Annotated in this window: 13 protein-coding genes; all 13 read right to left on the bottom strand. The window is 51.1% G+C overall.

Annotation, left to right across the window (positions count from 1 at the left end; translation table 11 throughout):
- Positions 1-29 precede the first annotated feature (29 nt).
- The 13 genes from QMA13_RS17095 to QMA13_RS17035 all read right to left on the bottom strand — a co-directional run bounded on the left by QMA13_RS17095 (position 30) and on the right by QMA13_RS17035 (position 17,353).
- Entirely contained in the window at positions 30-578 is a 549-nt protein-coding gene (locus tag QMA13_RS17095) for an erythromycin esterase family protein (protein ID WP_282942846.1), read from the bottom strand.
- A complete protein-coding gene (locus QMA13_RS17090) occupies positions 575-1,264 on the bottom strand; it encodes an erythromycin esterase family protein (RefSeq protein ID WP_282942845.1) in 690 nt (229 codons plus the stop codon). Before QMA13_RS17090 ends, QMA13_RS17095 begins: the two co-directional genes overlap by 4 nt.
- A 949-nt stretch (positions 1,265-2,213) precedes the next feature.
- Complete coding sequence (locus tag QMA13_RS17085; RefSeq protein WP_282942844.1) at positions 2,214-3,365, bottom strand: serine hydrolase domain-containing protein; 1,152 nt, start codon at positions 3,363-3,365, stop codon at positions 2,214-2,216.
- A gap of 352 nt (positions 3,366-3,717) precedes the next feature.
- The gene (locus QMA13_RS17080; RefSeq protein ID WP_282942843.1) at positions 3,718-4,605 is read right to left on the bottom strand and encodes an alpha/beta fold hydrolase; all 888 of its coding nucleotides are present in this window, start codon (positions 4,603-4,605) and stop codon (positions 3,718-3,720) included.
- A gap of 262 nt (positions 4,606-4,867) precedes the next feature.
- The gene (locus tag QMA13_RS17075) at positions 4,868-5,443 is read right to left on the bottom strand and encodes an HD domain-containing protein (protein ID WP_282942841.1); all 576 of its coding nucleotides are present in this window, start codon (positions 5,441-5,443) and stop codon (positions 4,868-4,870) included.
- Between the two features lie 177 nt (positions 5,444-5,620).
- Positions 5,621-5,836 carry a hypothetical protein gene (locus tag QMA13_RS17070; RefSeq protein ID WP_282942840.1) on the bottom strand — a complete coding sequence of 72 codons (216 nt, stop codon included), beginning with the start codon at positions 5,834-5,836 and terminating at the stop codon, positions 5,621-5,623.
- 24 nt (positions 5,837-5,860) lie between these two features.
- Complete coding sequence (locus tag QMA13_RS17065) at positions 5,861-6,514, bottom strand: D-sedoheptulose-7-phosphate isomerase (protein ID WP_282942838.1); 654 nt, start codon at positions 6,512-6,514, stop codon at positions 5,861-5,863.
- Positions 6,515-6,534: 20 nt separating this feature from the next.
- A complete protein-coding gene (locus QMA13_RS17060) occupies positions 6,535-8,532 on the bottom strand; it encodes a GSU2086 family protein (protein ID WP_282942836.1) in 1,998 nt (665 codons plus the stop codon).
- A gap of 68 nt (positions 8,533-8,600) precedes the next feature.
- Entirely contained in the window at positions 8,601-9,380 is a 780-nt protein-coding gene (locus tag QMA13_RS17055; protein ID WP_282942834.1) for an HAD family hydrolase, read from the bottom strand.
- 26 nt (positions 9,381-9,406) lie between these two features.
- Positions 9,407-10,315 (bottom strand): dihydrodipicolinate synthase family protein, encoded by a 909-nt coding sequence (locus QMA13_RS17050; RefSeq protein ID WP_282942832.1) that lies wholly within the window; start codon positions 10,313-10,315, stop codon positions 9,407-9,409.
- Positions 10,302-11,450 (bottom strand): bifunctional heptose 7-phosphate kinase/heptose 1-phosphate adenyltransferase, encoded by a 1,149-nt coding sequence (locus QMA13_RS17045; RefSeq protein ID WP_282942830.1) that lies wholly within the window; start codon positions 11,448-11,450, stop codon positions 10,302-10,304. The genes QMA13_RS17050 and QMA13_RS17045 overlap by 14 nt, the downstream gene beginning before the upstream one ends.
- A gap of 70 nt (positions 11,451-11,520) precedes the next feature.
- The gene (locus QMA13_RS17040; protein ID WP_282942828.1) at positions 11,521-14,769 is read right to left on the bottom strand and encodes an alpha-mannosidase; all 3,249 of its coding nucleotides are present in this window, start codon (positions 14,767-14,769) and stop codon (positions 11,521-11,523) included.
- Between the two features lie 76 nt (positions 14,770-14,845).
- The gene (locus QMA13_RS17035) at positions 14,846-17,353 is read right to left on the bottom strand and encodes an alpha-mannosidase (protein ID WP_282942826.1); all 2,508 of its coding nucleotides are present in this window, start codon (positions 17,351-17,353) and stop codon (positions 14,846-14,848) included.
- Between the last annotated feature and the right edge of the window lie 13 nt (positions 17,354-17,366).

The raw sequence follows: 17,366 nt of genomic DNA, 5'->3' as shown, positions 1-17,366 counted from the left end.
CGCAAGTATTCATTTAGATAAATAAGAAATTAAACGAAGAGTGGCTCCACCACAACCGGTGTAAGCGCCCTCGAACGGTCTACAAAGATAAAAGCATCATATCGCAGTTCAATAATTGTGGGAACATAATTCCCTCTTTCCCTGCGAGGATGATAGACGACGCCAATCGCCCGATGACCTATGGGTTTCTGAGCCGACCAAGACGAGTGTGCATCGAACATAAGAAGCTGATCGTCCGGACCCTTGCGATGAAGCAGTTCCTCCCAGCTGCCGGCAATCGCAGGCGGTACGGTCATGACTTTCAGAGGAGCTCCCCACTCCTTGCCGGCGATGACGGTGCCCTGGTACGTCCCTAAACCAACAGCATAGACTTGCCCGTCGTATGTTTCCCGCAGCAGCTGCCCGATATTGACCATGCCATCTTCTTCCATATCCGTCGCGCGGGCATCTCCAACATGCGTGTTGTGCGCCCATATGATACATTTAGCCCCATCCCCATGAAACTCCATCAATCTTTCCAGCACGTTGACCATATGCCGGTCCCTTAGGTTCCACGATTCAGCATCATGCCTGATCATGCGTTAAGCTCAGCGCTTAGTGCCAGCTCTCTTTCTTCTAGATGCCGCGGCTCAACCTGTTTCCAACGGTCCTGCAGCCGTTTAAGCAGCTCAATCACCTCGTCTTCACAGCCTTCCCCGTACAGAGACGCGGAAACTCCGTAGGACTGCTCGTCATGACTGTATGGCTCGAAACATTCCAGAGCCTTCTGGGCTGCTTGCAGATTGTTCGGGTCCTTCGAATGGAAATAGTTCATCAGCTCATTCATGGATTCCCACAAACTGTATACATCCATTCCATAAAAGCCGATCTTTTCATCCTCCGGCTTATCCCTATTGAATTCACGAAGCCAATCCGCCAAATGGAGCACTTCTTCATTCGCCCACATCCAGGTGGGCCAACGGTTAAAATCCTTCAATGCTTCCCTCGCGTTCGAACCGGCCTCCGGATATCCCTTCACATAACGATTAAAGGTAAAGCAGGAAGGCCAATCGCCTTCTACGGCGATAAACCGGAAGCCTTTTTCCGTTATTAACCGTTTAGATAGCTCAGTACGTATCGTATAAAATTCCGAAGTGCCATGGGAGGCCTCTCCAAGAAGTGCAAATTCCGCCTCCCCCATACGATCAATTAGTTTACTGAAAGACACTTCATCGGACAAAGGAACCGCAAGCCTGCCTATGGCTTCACTTATTTCATTCGTCATAGATCGGATCTCCCATTCGGTTAAATTTCCATAATCATCGGCAGGACGAGTACATCTTTCACCCGGACCCTTAATCTATTGATTGATACGCCTGCATTCTGCCCTTTCGACCAGGTTATTATGCCATAATTAAGACAAGACTACCCTCCCTGTTCAATTCGAGAATTTCCCGTCAAGAAGCGTAGCAAAGAGTAAAGAAATAGGAGCTGCATAAACTATTTCTGGGTTCAGATACGGTACTTTTATGCTTGAAGGAACGCAATACTTTCAAATCTGCCACGGTTTTAAAAGCTATCCACCTTCATATGAGTACCAGCAAAAGAGACGACAAATACGGTGCCGCTCTTTGAACTCTTACCGTTTGTTCCCGACGGAAGGTCGCTGATTTGGCCGCACGCGTAGCTGTGATCATGACCTTGAAGCACTAAATCAACATTGTATGTTTCATAAGAAGAAGCAGCTTTTCACCGACTTCAATGTTGTCTCGGTCCGGAGAGTTGGTAAAGATCGGATGATGGACGTTAGGACCGCCCATTGATTCGGGTTGTTGGCCAGGATCTGTTCAAGCCATGCCACCTGCGTGTCCAATTTCACAAACTTCGTATTAGTATTGAGAGATGATGCGCATATAGATAGTCTGTATAATAGACGGTTTCCTCTAAGCCAGCGGGCCCGTTCTCCGGCTGGGCAAACTGCGGACGCCAATACGGCGAGAGGCCTTTTTTCGCGCTTGGTTCGATCTTCTTGTATTCATGGTTTCCAGGGGTCATAATACTGGGAATCATACCGTTCAACCAGCCGCCGTCTGCATTTTGTTTACCTTGATCAGTACGAATTGAACATAAAAAATAGCCGCCGAGACTTTCTCGGCAGCCTGACAAGACTGAGAAGTCTTGTTTAGGAGTAAAAATTGCTTATGCGTATGTTCGTTAATTCAAAATTCCCAACGTTATTGTCCTAGTTTCTCGCGTATTAGATCAGTTACAAGTCGATCAGGGGACCGCTCTCCCCTTCCAACCTTCATACGATTACACAGCACCGCCACGGCAAGGCAATTCGATGGATCAGCATACCCAATCATACCGCCTAAACCCGAATAGCCAAAAGCTGTCGGCTTACCTCCCATGACATCACCCTCTTGGCCAAGGCTATAACCAAGTCCCAATCTATTGGGAGCGAGCCCCACCTCGTCGATGCCTTCGAAATGCAGTGAGTTCGCCTCCGCTATATAAGTTGGTTCGAGCAGACGTCTCCCCTTCACACCCTCGCCAATTAGTGAAGCATACATACACGCTAATGCTTGTGCCGTAGCGACCACATTCACTGCGGGTACGGCCGCAGCATGGAACCATGGTGAATTCCATTCCGGATTTGCAACAGGGACCAGGGCAGGAGGCAGAACTCGTTTAAAAAGCATGTCATCCGGCATGGAAGCAATGGGTACGGCTTCACCGCTAATCTCGGCCATACGAGATTCCGCTTCCGACGAAGCGCCTAAGTACAGTTCTTTTTCGATACCTAAAGGCTTGCATATCTCGTCTTGAACAATTCGAGCAAAAGTCCGGCCATCCGCTCGGGATGCAGTTTCCCCCAAGATCCAGCCGAAAGTCAAACCATGATAACCTGACTTCGTACCAGGTTCCCAGATTGGCTGTAGCTTCTCCATCTCTTTGACCATCGCTCGCCAATCAGTGATGAGTCGCATATCCGCGTACGTGGGCATCAAGGGAATACCTGCTGTATGAGTAAGCACCTGGCGAAGCGTAATCTTTTCCTTGCCATTCGCTCCGAACTCGGGCCAGTAATGGGAGATCTTCTCATCATATGCCAATTTGCCCTGTTGGACTAGAATATGAATAGCCGTTGAAACAACGCCTTTGGAGCAAGATTGCATAACGAATAAGGTATCCGAAGCAACGGATCGTTGTCCTGCGGAATCAGCACTTCCTGAAAAAACATTCAGAACTAACTCTCCGTGCCAATAGGCTGCTGCTTGGAATCCTGCGCCTGTATCTTTTTCCGCGAGCTCATCCAACAACTGTTTGACTTGAATTTGTAGATCCATGAGATTTTGACGTTTACTAATCAATGGATTGGTCAATGCACTCAACTCCCTTATTTATTTAACTGAGCAATAAGGTGCAAAGCCCATCCCTTGATACGTCTTGCGGTCGAACAGGGTTATTTTTTCGTCCGCCCATGCAAAGGTTCGCCTTAAGAATAGGCTTTGCATGAGCCGTGTGACATGCTGGCAAAATGATTTGCCATCAAAATCGACCCCCTTTCATTGAAAATATTAGCAAAGAATCATGGCTGCCTCAACTATAATCTAATTTCTTAAGCAGTAAAACGGGAGAACTTTAGTAAAGCCGAATTTTCCTGAACTACACTATGCTGCCTGTTAGCAAAAAGCGGTTACGCAGGCTCATACAATAATATACACTCACAGTACCTCAGTCCCGCCCCGCCTCATAAAGCTTCTTCGCCAGCATGTCCGGCCTTGTGCGAGTATCCGTAAAGTGGTCCCCGTCGCCTACAATAAGGCGGAATTGTCCAAGACGTGTGGACATATGTGGATTCCAGCCTAAGCCCTCTCCTTGTGGCAATGCATTGTCTTGGAAAAAATAAATATAACTTTTGGGTACAGGTACTGAATAGAACGCCTTAAGATCCAGCTTCTCGAAAAGTGGTCTGGCTGGCTCCGGAATGACACTTTCATACATTCGTCTGGCTTCCTCCAAGGTGGCCGTATTGACGAACAAATCCCGAAACAGAGGAAATGGAAGCATGATTGTATCGTCCTTCGAGCCAGCTCTGAGCTGCTCGAAACCTTGTCTCGTTTGGGGCGGTAACTCGTCGGCAACAGATTGGCCATCTCTCAGTACGAACGCGTCCCAGAATACAAGGCGCTTGATGCGATCCGGTACCTGTTCGGCAGCCTTTTGGATGACAGATCCGCCGAAGCTGTGCCCAACGAGAATGAAGTTGCGCAGGTTCAGTTTCATTATAAAATCAACGACGGACATCGTAACCATTGCGTGCGTGACATTTTTGTTCGGATCTTTCCCATGACCTGCGTATTCCGGCGTGTAGACGGTGTGACCTTGTCTGCGCAGCACGGCCGCTACGCCGTCCCAGAAGTGAGCGTCAGCCCAAGAGCCATGCACAAGCACGAAAGTAAGCCGTTGCTGTGCGGGTGAACGGTATCTTTCATCCGTTTCGATGGCACCGATGTTCCGGTACCACCATCCTTCGGAATAAGGGGAGTTATAATAATCGCGGGGACTAAACCTATAATCGGGAAAAGGAGATTGATGAATTTCTTGGGGATAAGGAAACATGTACAAGACACCCTCTCAATTCGACATATATTATCAGCTTATGCCCACTACGATTAAGAGGTTCACGCACTCAATCCGCCGAAAAAAACAGCAAGAGAGGATGGTACACTCAGCGTAATTGATCTTCAACTATCTTGCCCATTTGCAGAACACGTCTGCCAATCTATGCCGGTAGCTGCATAAAACATGGGTGTTTTCAACTTTCTCCCTGGCGAGATATCCCAAATTCGGGGGGAGGGTTTAATCATATGTAGTTCCTTTATTAATGTGATTCCAATTTCTTGTTGTTAGCTTGAATAAGGGTTTCTTGATCTACAATTTCTCTAAGAGATTGAATCATTAGGTCAAATTGTGCGTGTGTCTTTCCGTATTCAAGATTGAAAAGATAATCAAAATCAGTTGGATTAGCCCCCTGATTATGTTGAATTATCGTTTCCATTTTATCCAGCGCTTTTACGAGCCTAGCTTCCCTGGTTTCCCCTTTATTATATTCCCACCATAGTTCCAAGAACGTTTGTCGAGTTTTTTCTGAAAGCGGAGCTATTAGTCTTTGAAGCGCTTCTTCTTCCTTTTTTAATTTCATTACAGGGTCCACTGCAATTGTAGCCGATACATCCCCTTCATAAGCTTCACCCAAGTCATGTATTAGAGATAAACGCAGCACTTTGTTGAAATCTATATCATGCAAATACTCTTCTAAAACCATACTGAACATGGTGAGCCGCCAAGAGTGTTCCGCTATGCTTTCTTGTCTGCCTGTACTTGTCCATGCGGTTCTTGTATTATTTTTCAATCTCTCCATTTCCTTAATTAAAGTAATAATATGGTTATATTCCATTAAACCTGCCCCCATCAAAATAAAATGTATTTCGTCACTCCTATTAATATATAAAAAAGAGAACATAATTAAGGACATATGTCCCTTTAATGAAATTTTCAATTTTCTAGAATGATTGGGTTTTCTCAAGCTTGCAAACCAATGAAAAAACCGCACAAGGCGGTTTGATAAGGGCTATTAAATTTCGGGATGACATACTTTAAGTTCAAGCCAGGACGAAACACTTCCTAGCGGCGGCACGACTAGCCATCGGATCGGCTCGCCTCCTCTGTCGAGCAGCAAGTGAATGAGCAGCTTTTCATTCTCAAGCAGCAGTGAACGGCTGCCTTTACATACTATGTCATCAACAATCCGGCAGCCCGAATTGCGCAGCGGGCGGTACATGTGCTTCATTGCTGGCTTCCCTTCCCCTTCAGGTCATGTTCCGAAAAATTGTTCTTCCAGAGCAATACAAATGGCATGATAAATGGGAAGATGCCGTTCTTGAATGTCTGGGGTAGCATGGTACGGCACACAGATAGCGACATCGCTCAGCTCCGCTAGCTTCCCGCCGGTTTGACCCGTCAATCCGATCGTACTGACCCCTAGAGCGCGGGCAACTTGAACCGCCCGCAGGACGTTAGCGGAGTGGCCGGAGGTGCTTATGCCGAGTAGCACATCCCCTGGTTTGGCGTAGCCATAGACTTGCTGGGCGAATGCCATATCCGGCGCTACATCATTGGCATAGGCCGAGAGGAATGCCGACTGACTGACTAGCGAGATGGCTGGTAAAGCTCCCTGCAAATGATCTGCCAAATAGGACCCCTCATTGGGAAAAGCAGTTAGGAAGCCCTCTCGCTGCGCTCCGGATAAAGGTCTTCTGGACATAAAGCCCTTCATTAATTCCCCGACTATATGCTCGCTATCCGAGGCGCTTCCTCCATTGCCGCATACGAGCAGCTTGCCTCCCTGCTGATAACTTTGAGCTATCAATTCGATAGCTTTCTCGATCTCCTGCTGGCAGCCTGCCACTTCCGGGTACTTGGCAATTAGCCGGTGCAGAGCAGTGCGGGTTGGTTTCGGATTATACATGCTCAGGATCATCCCTTTCGTCACTTGTCTCTTGTTTCATGAGTCAGAGCCTGCCATATGGCAGGAATCGTTTGCTGGTGCAGCCCTTCAAAATGATAACCGACCCCACCTAAGCTTGTAGGCCGGTGAATGATATTTTTACGTGGACGATAATAGTAATCCCAATCTTCATATCCAACTTTGCTATTGTAATCGCCAAGTTTCACAATGTCGAAATTGGCTGTCGTGATTCGGCTTACGTCGTAGCCTAGATTGCGCGCTATGGACAGCGCTTTGAGGAACACCTCCGGTCCTGTCACCGTAGAACCGAAATTAGCAAAAACGCCTCCGTCCAATCGGGATACCGTGCGAGCATAGATTTGAAAGTCTCTTCCGCTTGCGCCGCCCTGAATGGCAAAATCGGCATCCGGATGCTGTTGAACCGCGTCGGTCCCTATCGTCACATGAACCGTGCAGGGAATTCCCTTATCCACGCAAGCCTTCAACAGACTCCATTGCCGATAGGGAAACGAATTTTCATGTAATGTCATATGATGCATAAGACTTTCCCCGTAGCCAAGCCCCAGCGCATAACCCTCACGGAGTGCGCTATGCAGCATTGCTCCTGGTTCGCGCCACATGCCGAGGATCCCGCTCGCCAGCGACTGATTATCATCTTCTTCGGTCTGGCCGAAGGCGGCCAATTCGATATCCTGATAAGCGCCGGCTCCAACCAATGCCAAATGCGAGATGTATCCGTCACGGATCAGCTCCACAAGCACCGGAGACACTCCGCTACCGATGACGTTACCGCCCAGTGAAACCAGGACCTCCTTGTTCTGTGCTCTTGCAGCACGAACAGCTCCTACAAATGCTCTGAAGCTAGGAGTGTCCGCTGCGGTCCAGCGATTCACTTGGGCAATCCCACTGCCATTCTCTGTTGGTGCTTGCAGCGAGCTTGTATGCAGCCGGCTCTTGCGTTCGGCAACGGGATATAGCACACGATTTTGTTTGGACAATAACTCTGTGCGTTTATACTCCGGAAAAACGGCTCCAGTTACCTGCTTGCGCTCCAGTACTCGTTTGTACAGCTGCGGGATCGTTGCTTGATGAAGCCCGTGGAACAAATATCCCGTCCCGCCGATTTGCTCTAGACGATCTAAGAAATTACGCCTAGGCCGGTAATAGAACTCCGCTTCCTGCTGTGTAGGGCGTGTAGTCTCGCTGACAGGTATGATATCGAAGTTGGCAGCGGTGACGGGTGCCATGCGCAAACCTTGATTGCGGCAAATACTAAGTGCCTTAAGGAAAATCTCCGGTCCGGAAATCGCCGAACCGAAATTCAGGAAGACCCCGCCTTCGGCCATCTCGGCTACCGATTGACACATCGTGTCAAAATCTTGTCCGCTCGCAGCCCCAAGCGATTCGAAATCGGCAGCAGGATGCTGGTGGATAATATCGGTACCGATGGAGATATGGCAAGTATAAGGCACCCCGGAGCGCTGGCATTGTACGAACACGCAATCGTCATAATGCGGGAACCGTTCCGGGTATCGGTCCAGATAGCGATATAGACTTTCGCCGTATCCCAGCTTAAGTTCAGCCCCCTGGCGAATTGCCTCATTCATGTAGTTACCTGTTTCTTCCCACATGCCGAATGATCCGTCCTCGATGGCGCGCGCGACATCCTCTGAGGTCTCTCCCAAAAAGGCAAGCTCGAAGTCGTGGATGCTGGTAGCCCCGTTCCCTGACACATGCGTCAGAATGCCGCTGCGCACCATCTCAATGACGTAGCGAGACATCCCGTTTTTGATAACGTGCGCGCCCATGGACCATATCACGGGCTTGCCTGCTGCTCTGGTCCGCACTATCAGATCCACCAACCGGTCAAAACGCTCGACGTCGTCAGCTTTAATAGGCCAATCCTCCACTATATCATCCGAAGGTCTGGCCATGTTGCGGATTGTAACCAGATTCGTGCGACTGTACACGGAGTTTGTCTTGATTCCTTGAAAGGGTAATCTCTCGTGCCGTTTCATAGCAGAAGCTCCTCCTTCGCCTTCTTGATAAGCCGGTTCTGAAGTCAGACAGAAAGTCTGGATGCCTACTATCCCAGACGCTCCAGCCATTCCTCCGTATTCAGAAAATCCCCGGCAATCCAATCCGCTCCTGCCGCCAAAAGCCTCTGTTTCTTGATCGGGTCAATGCCGGTCCGAGACACCTCGTCGCTGGCCAGTCCGAAGGCCAAGCTCCCTGCTTCCTTGGCAAGCTGTATTTCCACCTTGCCGTCTCCAATGACGGCTAGCTCATGCCCGGCCAGCCCCTTGACGTGCATCAGCTCACGCAGCACTTTTTCCTTGGAGCAATCCGCTTTGCCGACCGGCGCGCCTGCAATCGCCCGGAAATACTCTGCAACTCCCAGTACCTCTGCTTCGCGAACTACGTCTGGATGATCCGTGCCGCTTGCAACATAGAGCTCTAGACCACGAAGGTAGAGCGTCCTGATGAAATCCGCTGCCCCTTGAATTAAATAATCTTCTGCTGCGGATTGGCCCGAGGCCAACAAGTCAACGCGCTTCTTAACCTGTTCCAGCAGCCTCGAATTATAAATTGCTTTGTATGTCCACTCGTCTTTGACCTCCTCATTCCAACCGGAGGCCCGAACCTTTTCGGCGAGCCATTGCATTTGATAAATCGTCTGGATCCCGGTCGACTGATCGATATATGCCGCAATGTCACGGTCCAGCTGTTCTTCCTCCGCTGCGCTAAGCAGGTGGCTGCCAACGATCTCCTCTTTCATGAACGGCGCCATGATAGATTCCCAGCCGGCGCGAAGGGTCGAGACCGTTCCGTCAAAATCAAACAACACGGCTCTGATCTTTCCCATACAGACATCACCTATTTTCTTAAAGTTTAAGTTAAATAAACCGCTTCATACCAAATATCCATTGCTTTGGCAGCTTGAGCGCTTAGAACGGCTCCGCTGCGAGTCTTGGTGCTCATAGGAATGCCATGCCGGGATACGAGATGCTTGGCCGTTGCCGTGAAACCCATGCCAAGCACGGCATCCAAAAACATAAGCTGTTGATGAGCTCTTGCAGCAGCTTTCCTGGCTGCGTCATTCTGCACCAGCGCATGATTCCATAAACTCAGAACAATGTCCGCCGCAGCGGTGGACGTAATGGCCATAATCCCTCCAGCTCCCTGCCGGATCGATTCCAGCATGAATGCGGTGTTCGCCTGATACACGATGCCGCCTTGAGCGATTTTGGCCGTTATTCCATCCAGCGTGCAGGTGGTGTCCTTGATACCTGCCACACGGTGCTGTCTGACCAATTGCCCATAAATAGCCGGATCAATGAAGTGGGGCTTAAACATAGGGAACTCGTATAGAAGAACCGGAATTGGTGATGCCTCCGCCATCCTGGCAAAGTATTCGCCAAGCTGCTTTTGATCCGTTCCCAGTCCCGGTGGCGCCACGAGAACAACGCCTGCAGCGCCGGTTTCCGACATACGGAGCAGCTCCTGCTCATGCTCTTCGATAGAGGCGCCGACATTGGCTGTAGCAATCACAGGCGTGCCTGCGGCTCTATTCACCGCACGGCGCGTTAATTCCAAGCGCTCATCCGCCGTCAAGAACGCCATCTCGCTGCTGCCGCATGATGCAAATAATCCGTGAGGGCGCAAGGAAAGTTGCCAATCTACATACCTGTCGTACACATTCCAATCCACCGCGCCTGTCTGCGTGAAAGGAGTAAGCAGCAGTGCGAAGACAGCGCCGAATAGACTGGATTCATTCGGATTCAGATTAGACCCGTTCATTCGCATTCACCTTCTTCCTGTCAAAGCGGTCAACTATTTCTTCGGGTGAGGCGGAGCCGGTTTCACCTATTTTGCTTACCGCAACTGCCGCACCAAGATGAGCGAATGCAGCGGCTTCTGGTCCGCTTGCGCCCACGCCCAGCGCCGACATCAGCGAAGCCGAGAAGCAGTCACCGGCACCAACGAAATCGATAGGCGGCGGTACTCTGACTGTCGGAACATAAATGCAGCTGCCGGCTTCCAGCCATAGGGCTCCATGCTCACCCATAGTCAGGCAGCAAGGAGCGTGGAGACTCAGCGTAAGGGCTTTCCCTGCCTCAAGAACATCTGAATCTATAATATATTCCGCATCTTGCCCATATAAGTGTTGATGCCTCTGTCCCTCAGGAACTCGAGGCTCCATCGTTCGGGAGTACCATTGCAGTGCCTCCACTTCGTTCGGCTTCACGAGAAGTCCGTCATACAGCCCAATATTGTCGCGACTATCGGTAACGACAAGCTTTCCTTGCTTGGCCCAATACTGCAGCCTTGCGCGAATCTTTGGACGGATGACGCCAAATCGCAGCTGGTCGGTCACGCCGATCACATCAACCCGTGCAGCCATTTGATCTAGGTTCTCCAGAAGCTTCTCTTCAGCAGAATCGTTGAGAGGGCCGTAATTGGTGTAATCGATGCGCGGATCTTCCTGCTGCGAATTTTGAAGTCCGTGACGAATCGTTTTGCAATACGTCGGCGTAGTCCAGCTGTGCTCCTCCCACACAAACGAAACGTCAATGTCGCTGGCCTGAAGGGAGTTGGTTAACATCTGGCCACGCCAGTCATGGCCAATCACCGAGCAAAAAAGCACCTCTGAGCAGCCCAAAGCCTTGAGATTAACGGCAACATTACCTGCGGCTCCGGGAGAGAATCGCTCTCTTACTACCGGCAAATTAAAATGCGGCGTTTCACGAGACAGCTCGCTTAAGGTCATATCCGCATGCAAATACATATCCAGGCATCCGTCGCCGATGACGCCTACTTTCAGCTTCGATATTCGCCGCAACAGATCGGCCACCCGTTCTCGATCAAGCCCTTCATATACAGGAACGGAACATTGTCCGTTCTGATTATCGTCCTGCCTCTTGCCCATACTCATACCCGTTCCCGCTCCTCCCCTGATCTTTGCTACTGCTGTGTTACTTCCGTCAAATCTCATACTACATGGCTCATCCAAGTCGGATGCGGAAAGTCTTCAGCTCATAAGGCGAGAAGAAAGCTTGGAATTGATGACGCTCATGAAGGACGTCCTCTCCTACCTGCTCAAGCAGGTTCACCTCTTCTACCTGACCGATGGCAAAATGCGTTGTAAATCGAGCCTCCCCGCGTTTCCCTGCATATTCGTAACAGCGCACGATCCAGTCGTTGGAATCTTCCGCTCGTTTCACGGTATCGATGACGACATGATCGCTGCCGGTGTTGAGAAAGCTCAGCTCAGCCGGAAGCGGGTTGGCTGGAGCTTCATTCCCTTGTTCGCGCAGCGGGATGACGGTTACAGGAATATTCAGCCGATGCGCTTGCTGTACCGTACCTGCCGCGAACCAATCGCCCTCATGCGGCAGAATCGCATAAGTAAATGTATGCTCGCCTAAATCGCAGGTCGGGTCCGGCATATTGGATGATTTGATCAGCGTCAGCCTCATGACATGATCTCGTACGTCATGCCCGTATTTGCAATCGTTCAACAAGCTGATGCCGCAGCCGCGTTCGGACAGGTCGATCCACCGGTGGGCGCAGGTCTCAAACCGTGCAAAGTCCCAGCTGGTGTTCCAATGCGTCGGACGCTGCACGTTGCCGAATTGGATTTCATGCGTTGCCGTCGCTGCTCGTACGCGGACCGGGAACGCGACCTTGAGGAGCTGCTCGCGCTCTCTCCAATCGACCCAGGTGGAGAAATCGATTCTCGGATTGTCGGCGTATACGATCATGTCCTGCTTCAGCACGGTCTCGCCGTAATACCATTTGAATCGGAGGACAGCCTTCTGCGAGTTGTTCTCAACAAGCTCTACAGATTGCAGGTCTGTCACGACATAGGTTTTCTCGTAATAAAAAATATCGATTTCCCAGTTATCATGGGCCGTCGGTTTGTCTTCATGCACATCGAAGCGGTTCGCGACTTCGCCGTCGGCAATCAGGTTCCGCATTCTTCGTTTGTCGTACAGCTTGGTCAGCTGGCCGGACGCATTCCATTCGATATCATAAAAAGGCGTCGCCATCTGTCTGTCCGATATATCCAAGGAGATTTGACTCGCTGCGCTTGCAGGTGCATCAGAGCCGGCGTCAGACCGTGCTTCGCTTCTTCCAGCGACTTGTTCTCCGTCTGCGACGTCTTCGTTGTGAATCGATGTATAACCCAGCGCAGGTATGTTCTTAACGTGCAGCTGCAGCATATCTCCTTGAGGATGGTTCACCCGCTCCACAGACAGCAGATTGCCGGAAGCATCTCGCCACTGTTTACCGTTGAAGCTATTGTCCCATGACAGTTCGATCAGCTCGTCACGGCTCCACGGCAGCGTGTTGACGATCAGCCAGCCGGGCTGTCCTCCTGTCTGCACACTTGAGGACAAGCCAAGCAGGCTGTCTTGGAGCGAGCGTTCGGCCAGCTGCTCCGCTTCTGCGTATTCGACATGACAATCCTCGTACACTTCAGGAATCGAGGAGCCAGGCAATATATCGTGGAATTGATTGCGCAAGACGATTTTCCAGCTGGCATCGAGCTGTTGTTTCGGGTAAGTGGCAAAGTCGCTCACCGAGCCGAAAAAGGTCGAGATCACTTCCGCGTCACGCAGCTTGTTCTCCATGTGCCGATTCATTTTTTTGACATAAGCCTGTGAGGTATAAGTCCCGCGGTGCAGCTCCAAGTACAACTCACCGTCCCAACGGTGGACATAGCGGTCCGTGCTTTTCACCTTTTGCTCTAAAGCCTGGAAGAAGGTATCCGCGCGTCCCATTGTCACCTTCGGTAGACCAGGCATTTCCTCCAGTCTTCGGCGCATCTCCAGCATCGTTCTCGTCGGGCCTCCACCGCCATCGCCCCATCCGAAGGAAAGCAGCAGCTCGTCGTTCACTTCCTTGTCGCGGTAGTTGTTCCATATCCCGTTTACTGTCTCCGGCAGCACTTGGCCGTTGTAAGTATACGATTTGGGAAAGGCATCCTCTCTCATCCCGGGGTCTGGCGTTGTAATGTAATGTGTTAGGATCTCGCTTCCGTCGATTCCGCGCCAGTAAAACGTATCGTGCGGGAAACGGTTGTATACATTCCAACTGATTTTGGTCGTCATAAAATAACGCAATCCGCACTTTTTCAAAATTTGCGGCAAAGCCCAGCTGTAGCCGAAGACGTCAGGAAGCCATAAATATTCGCATTTCACGCCGAAGGTTTGCTCATAGTAGCGCATACCGTATAGCAGCTGCCGCACCAGCGATTCCCCTGAAGGGATATTGCAATCCGACTCCAGCCACATTGCACCGGAGGCCTCCCATCGCCCTTCTTTCACTCTTTCTTTGATACGGGCAAACAGTTCTGGGTAGTCGTGTTCGATATAATCGTAGAGCTGCGGCTGCGTTTGAATAAACGTGTATTCGGGATACTGCTCCATTAAGCGCAGCACGGTGGAGAAAGAACGGGCCACCTTCTCCCTGGTGTGCTTCAGCCGCCACAACCAAGCTACATCGATATGTGTATGGCCGATGCACCGCACCGTCACTTCATTCAGCTTCGGTATGCTCGCCAGCTCTTCCTTGAGCTTGCGATTTGCCTCTCCTACACTATCGTAGAACGAATCGCTTCCCGGATACCGGTATTGGATGAGCAAAAAAGCGCGATCCAGCGCTTTAAGAATCGCCTGGCGCTCCCAACGGTTTTCATGAAGTACTTTGACCGTTTGCAATGCCGCAGTCGCAGTATAATACAGATCGTCTGCTTCGGTTTCCAGTACTGCCAGCTCGGATTTTTGCAGTTGATGCCATTGCTCCACCCGGCCCTGCCCGCCGCTTAAGCCGCTCCATACTTTAAATAACAGCTCAACCTTCTGACCGATCAGCTCTTCAGGGAAAAATACCTCCTGATGATACGTCCCTACGCCCTGGAACGGAGAACCGTTCAAATAAAGCAGCGATTCGAACCCGGAATTGTGCCCGGAACCGGTTTTGCCGAAATCGAACAGACCGACCACCGGCTTCCCCTGCCATTCGGAAGGAAGCGTTACCTCCGCTCTAAGCCATGCGGTAACGTCCCATCCTCCCCAGCGCTCACCGATCAACATCTCGCGCCATTCGGCTTCCATTGGAGGGAGGGCCTCAATGTCTGCATGATCGTCCATCCAGAAGTGGAACTTAGGGATACTCCTCGAGCGGTTATAGCGATACTTATCGAATTCGCGCAGTCTTCGGCTGAGTTTTTCGTAAGTTAACAGCATTCGAACGCCTCCAATAAAGTCAATGTATCTTGATTTATCTTATTCATTAAGCTAATAGAAAAATGAATGGCTGCCATCATAATTCCAATAAATTAGTCTCCGTGATCTCTTGCTTCGAGTCCAGAGGAACGAAGAACGTCTTGATCTCGCACTTGCCGAACGCTGCTGTCCATGTACGGCCCAGCATGGGAATTTCTATCATAGCTGAAGCGGCCTGCCCGCTCGTTTCATAGCAGCGCAGGATATAGCCGTCCGCCGCTTCCGCCTTTTTGAATGCAGATACCAGAACCTGATCCGAAGTAATGCTAATACCTTCATAGCGCTGCGGCAAAGCGCCTTCGTGATACGTTTCGATTACGGAGCCCAATGGGACGCTCAGCTCATAGGCTTTCCTGACAATACCGGCATCCTGCCAAGCGCCTTGGTGAGGAACCAGCGAATAAGCAAATTCCTGGATCCCTTGATCCATATACTCGCACATCTCGTCGCGCTGTCCGTAATGGTCGGCATAAATCGCACCGCGCGCGAGCGTCATTCGGAGGTCGTTGTCTTTGACATCAAAGCTGTATTTGCCATTGTTCAACAGCGCCAATCCGTACGGTTGTCCTAGCTCCGGCAAGGTTCCCGTGACATCCAGCCATTGCTGACCCGCCTCCTCTTCGCCATTGACCGGCCTTTTGATGGTACCGAATGGGATTTCGTAGGTAGCCATCGGGCTATTGACACGTACGGGAAACGACAGCTTGAGCATTTTGTGCCGCTCCTGCCAATCCAGTTTGACTCTAACCAGAACATCCGGTCGGTCCTTGTGAAGCATGAAATCCTGCCGCAGCACCGATCGGCCATACCAGCTCGTCACCCGCAGCCAAGCTCGAATCGGCCCAGCTTCGATGACTTTTACTTCAGCGTCTGTAAATTTGCCTATTTCGTTGCGAAATGAAAATGCTCCATGCGCCCAGGTGTCGCAGTTATGCTCATCGATAATAATGGGGACGGCTCCTGCTGCAGCCAGCACATCTACACCGTTACGTTTGTCGAACAGCCGTTTCACGTAGCCGGTATACGGCTCAATCTCCAGACGGATGAACCGGTTCTCGAGCGTTGTTGGGGTAGCGGATAATTCGCAATCCGTGTTGGCGCCGGTCTGAAGCTTCGCTTGCTCCCTGTAGATCCAATACACCCGAAAGCCCATCGCCGGCACTTGCGCGAGGAATAACGTGTCGTATTTATCTCCCCCGTTCGTCCGCGAAGCACGTACCTGCTGGATCGGCTGCGGCATATCCGCTTCGTCTGTGACCCCTTTCATTTGCTGGGGAATTTGAACTGGAGCCGTCACCTCCCAGGAGTGCGGGTTAAACACGACGAACGGGACGCCCAAATCATTCTGCTCCCACAGCGTTCGATCTTTATCTCTTGTAAGTGAGACAATGCCGGGGCGCATGGTACCGATGGACCACGATATTTTTTGCATGGCTGCATTCAGGGTTTCGGCGCCGATATGAAGCGCGTGACCGTAGCCTTCTCTGGCATCCTGATACGCTTCCTTGATGCTGCATCCGCCAAGGATGTCATGGAACTGATTGAACATGACGCACTCCCATGCTTCCTGCAGCCGATTTGAATCATATGGCAGCTTCAACATATGGTGCGCTACAGCAGCCCACTTTTCCGCAGTAAGCAGTCGATGCTCCGCTTCCCTGTTGCTTGCTTTCGTCTCGGAATGTGCCGAGTAGCAGCCGCTCGCGTGGTGCTGAAGGTCCTCCTGGATAAGCGGGAGCTGCTGGAGATCCGCTGCATTATCGCCCCTAGTGAGGCGTTCGAAATACGCGTTGGGCGAGCTGTGCGCAACCGCCTTCGCCCCAAGCTTCTCCTGTGCGGATCGGATTTCATGAAGGTTGGCGATGGTTGGCCCGCCTCCATGATTACCTACGCCATAGAAGCACATTTGATCGGTCTTCTGCTCCTGCATGACCTCGTTTAGCGCTTTAATTTTTTCTATTACGCCGTCTGTCGGACGGGTTGTGTAACCTTTAGGAATGCGATATGCCAGGACTCTGCTGCCATCCTGGCTTTGCCACCAGAACAGGTTCGACTTCATCGCCTTCTCATGCTCCTCCGGCCGCATGAACACATAGTAATCCATGCCGCTTAATTTCAGGATTTGCGGCAGCATACCGTGATGGCCGAACGAATCGACATTGTAGCCGACCTTGGCCATGACCCCGAACTTCTGAAGGAAATAGCGCTGGCTGTACAGAGCATGGCGCGCGAACGATTCCCCGGCGGGCAGGTTGCAGTCGGGCTGAATCCACCAGCCCCCTACGATCACCCAGCGCCCTTCCGCCACCCTTTGGCGCAATTCGGCGAACATATCCGGCGCATTTTCTTCGATCCACCGATAGTAAGCCGCTCCGGCGCAGGTGAATATGAATTCCGGAAATTCCTTCATCCGGTCCAGCGCCGAGCGGAACGTCGCCTTTATTTCCGCAAATCCCTCCTGCCACCTCCACAGCCATACAGGATCGAGATGGGCATTGCCAATCATGTGCAGCTGACGGCCAGTCGCAGCTTCTTGGTTATCCATGCTAGATACCTCC

It is taken from the genome of Paenibacillus sp. RC67, from assembly GCF_030020805.1.
Classification (GTDB): Bacteria; Bacillota; Bacilli; order Paenibacillales; family NBRC-103111; genus Paenibacillus_S.
This window is presented reverse-complemented; position numbering and strand designations above follow the sequence as displayed.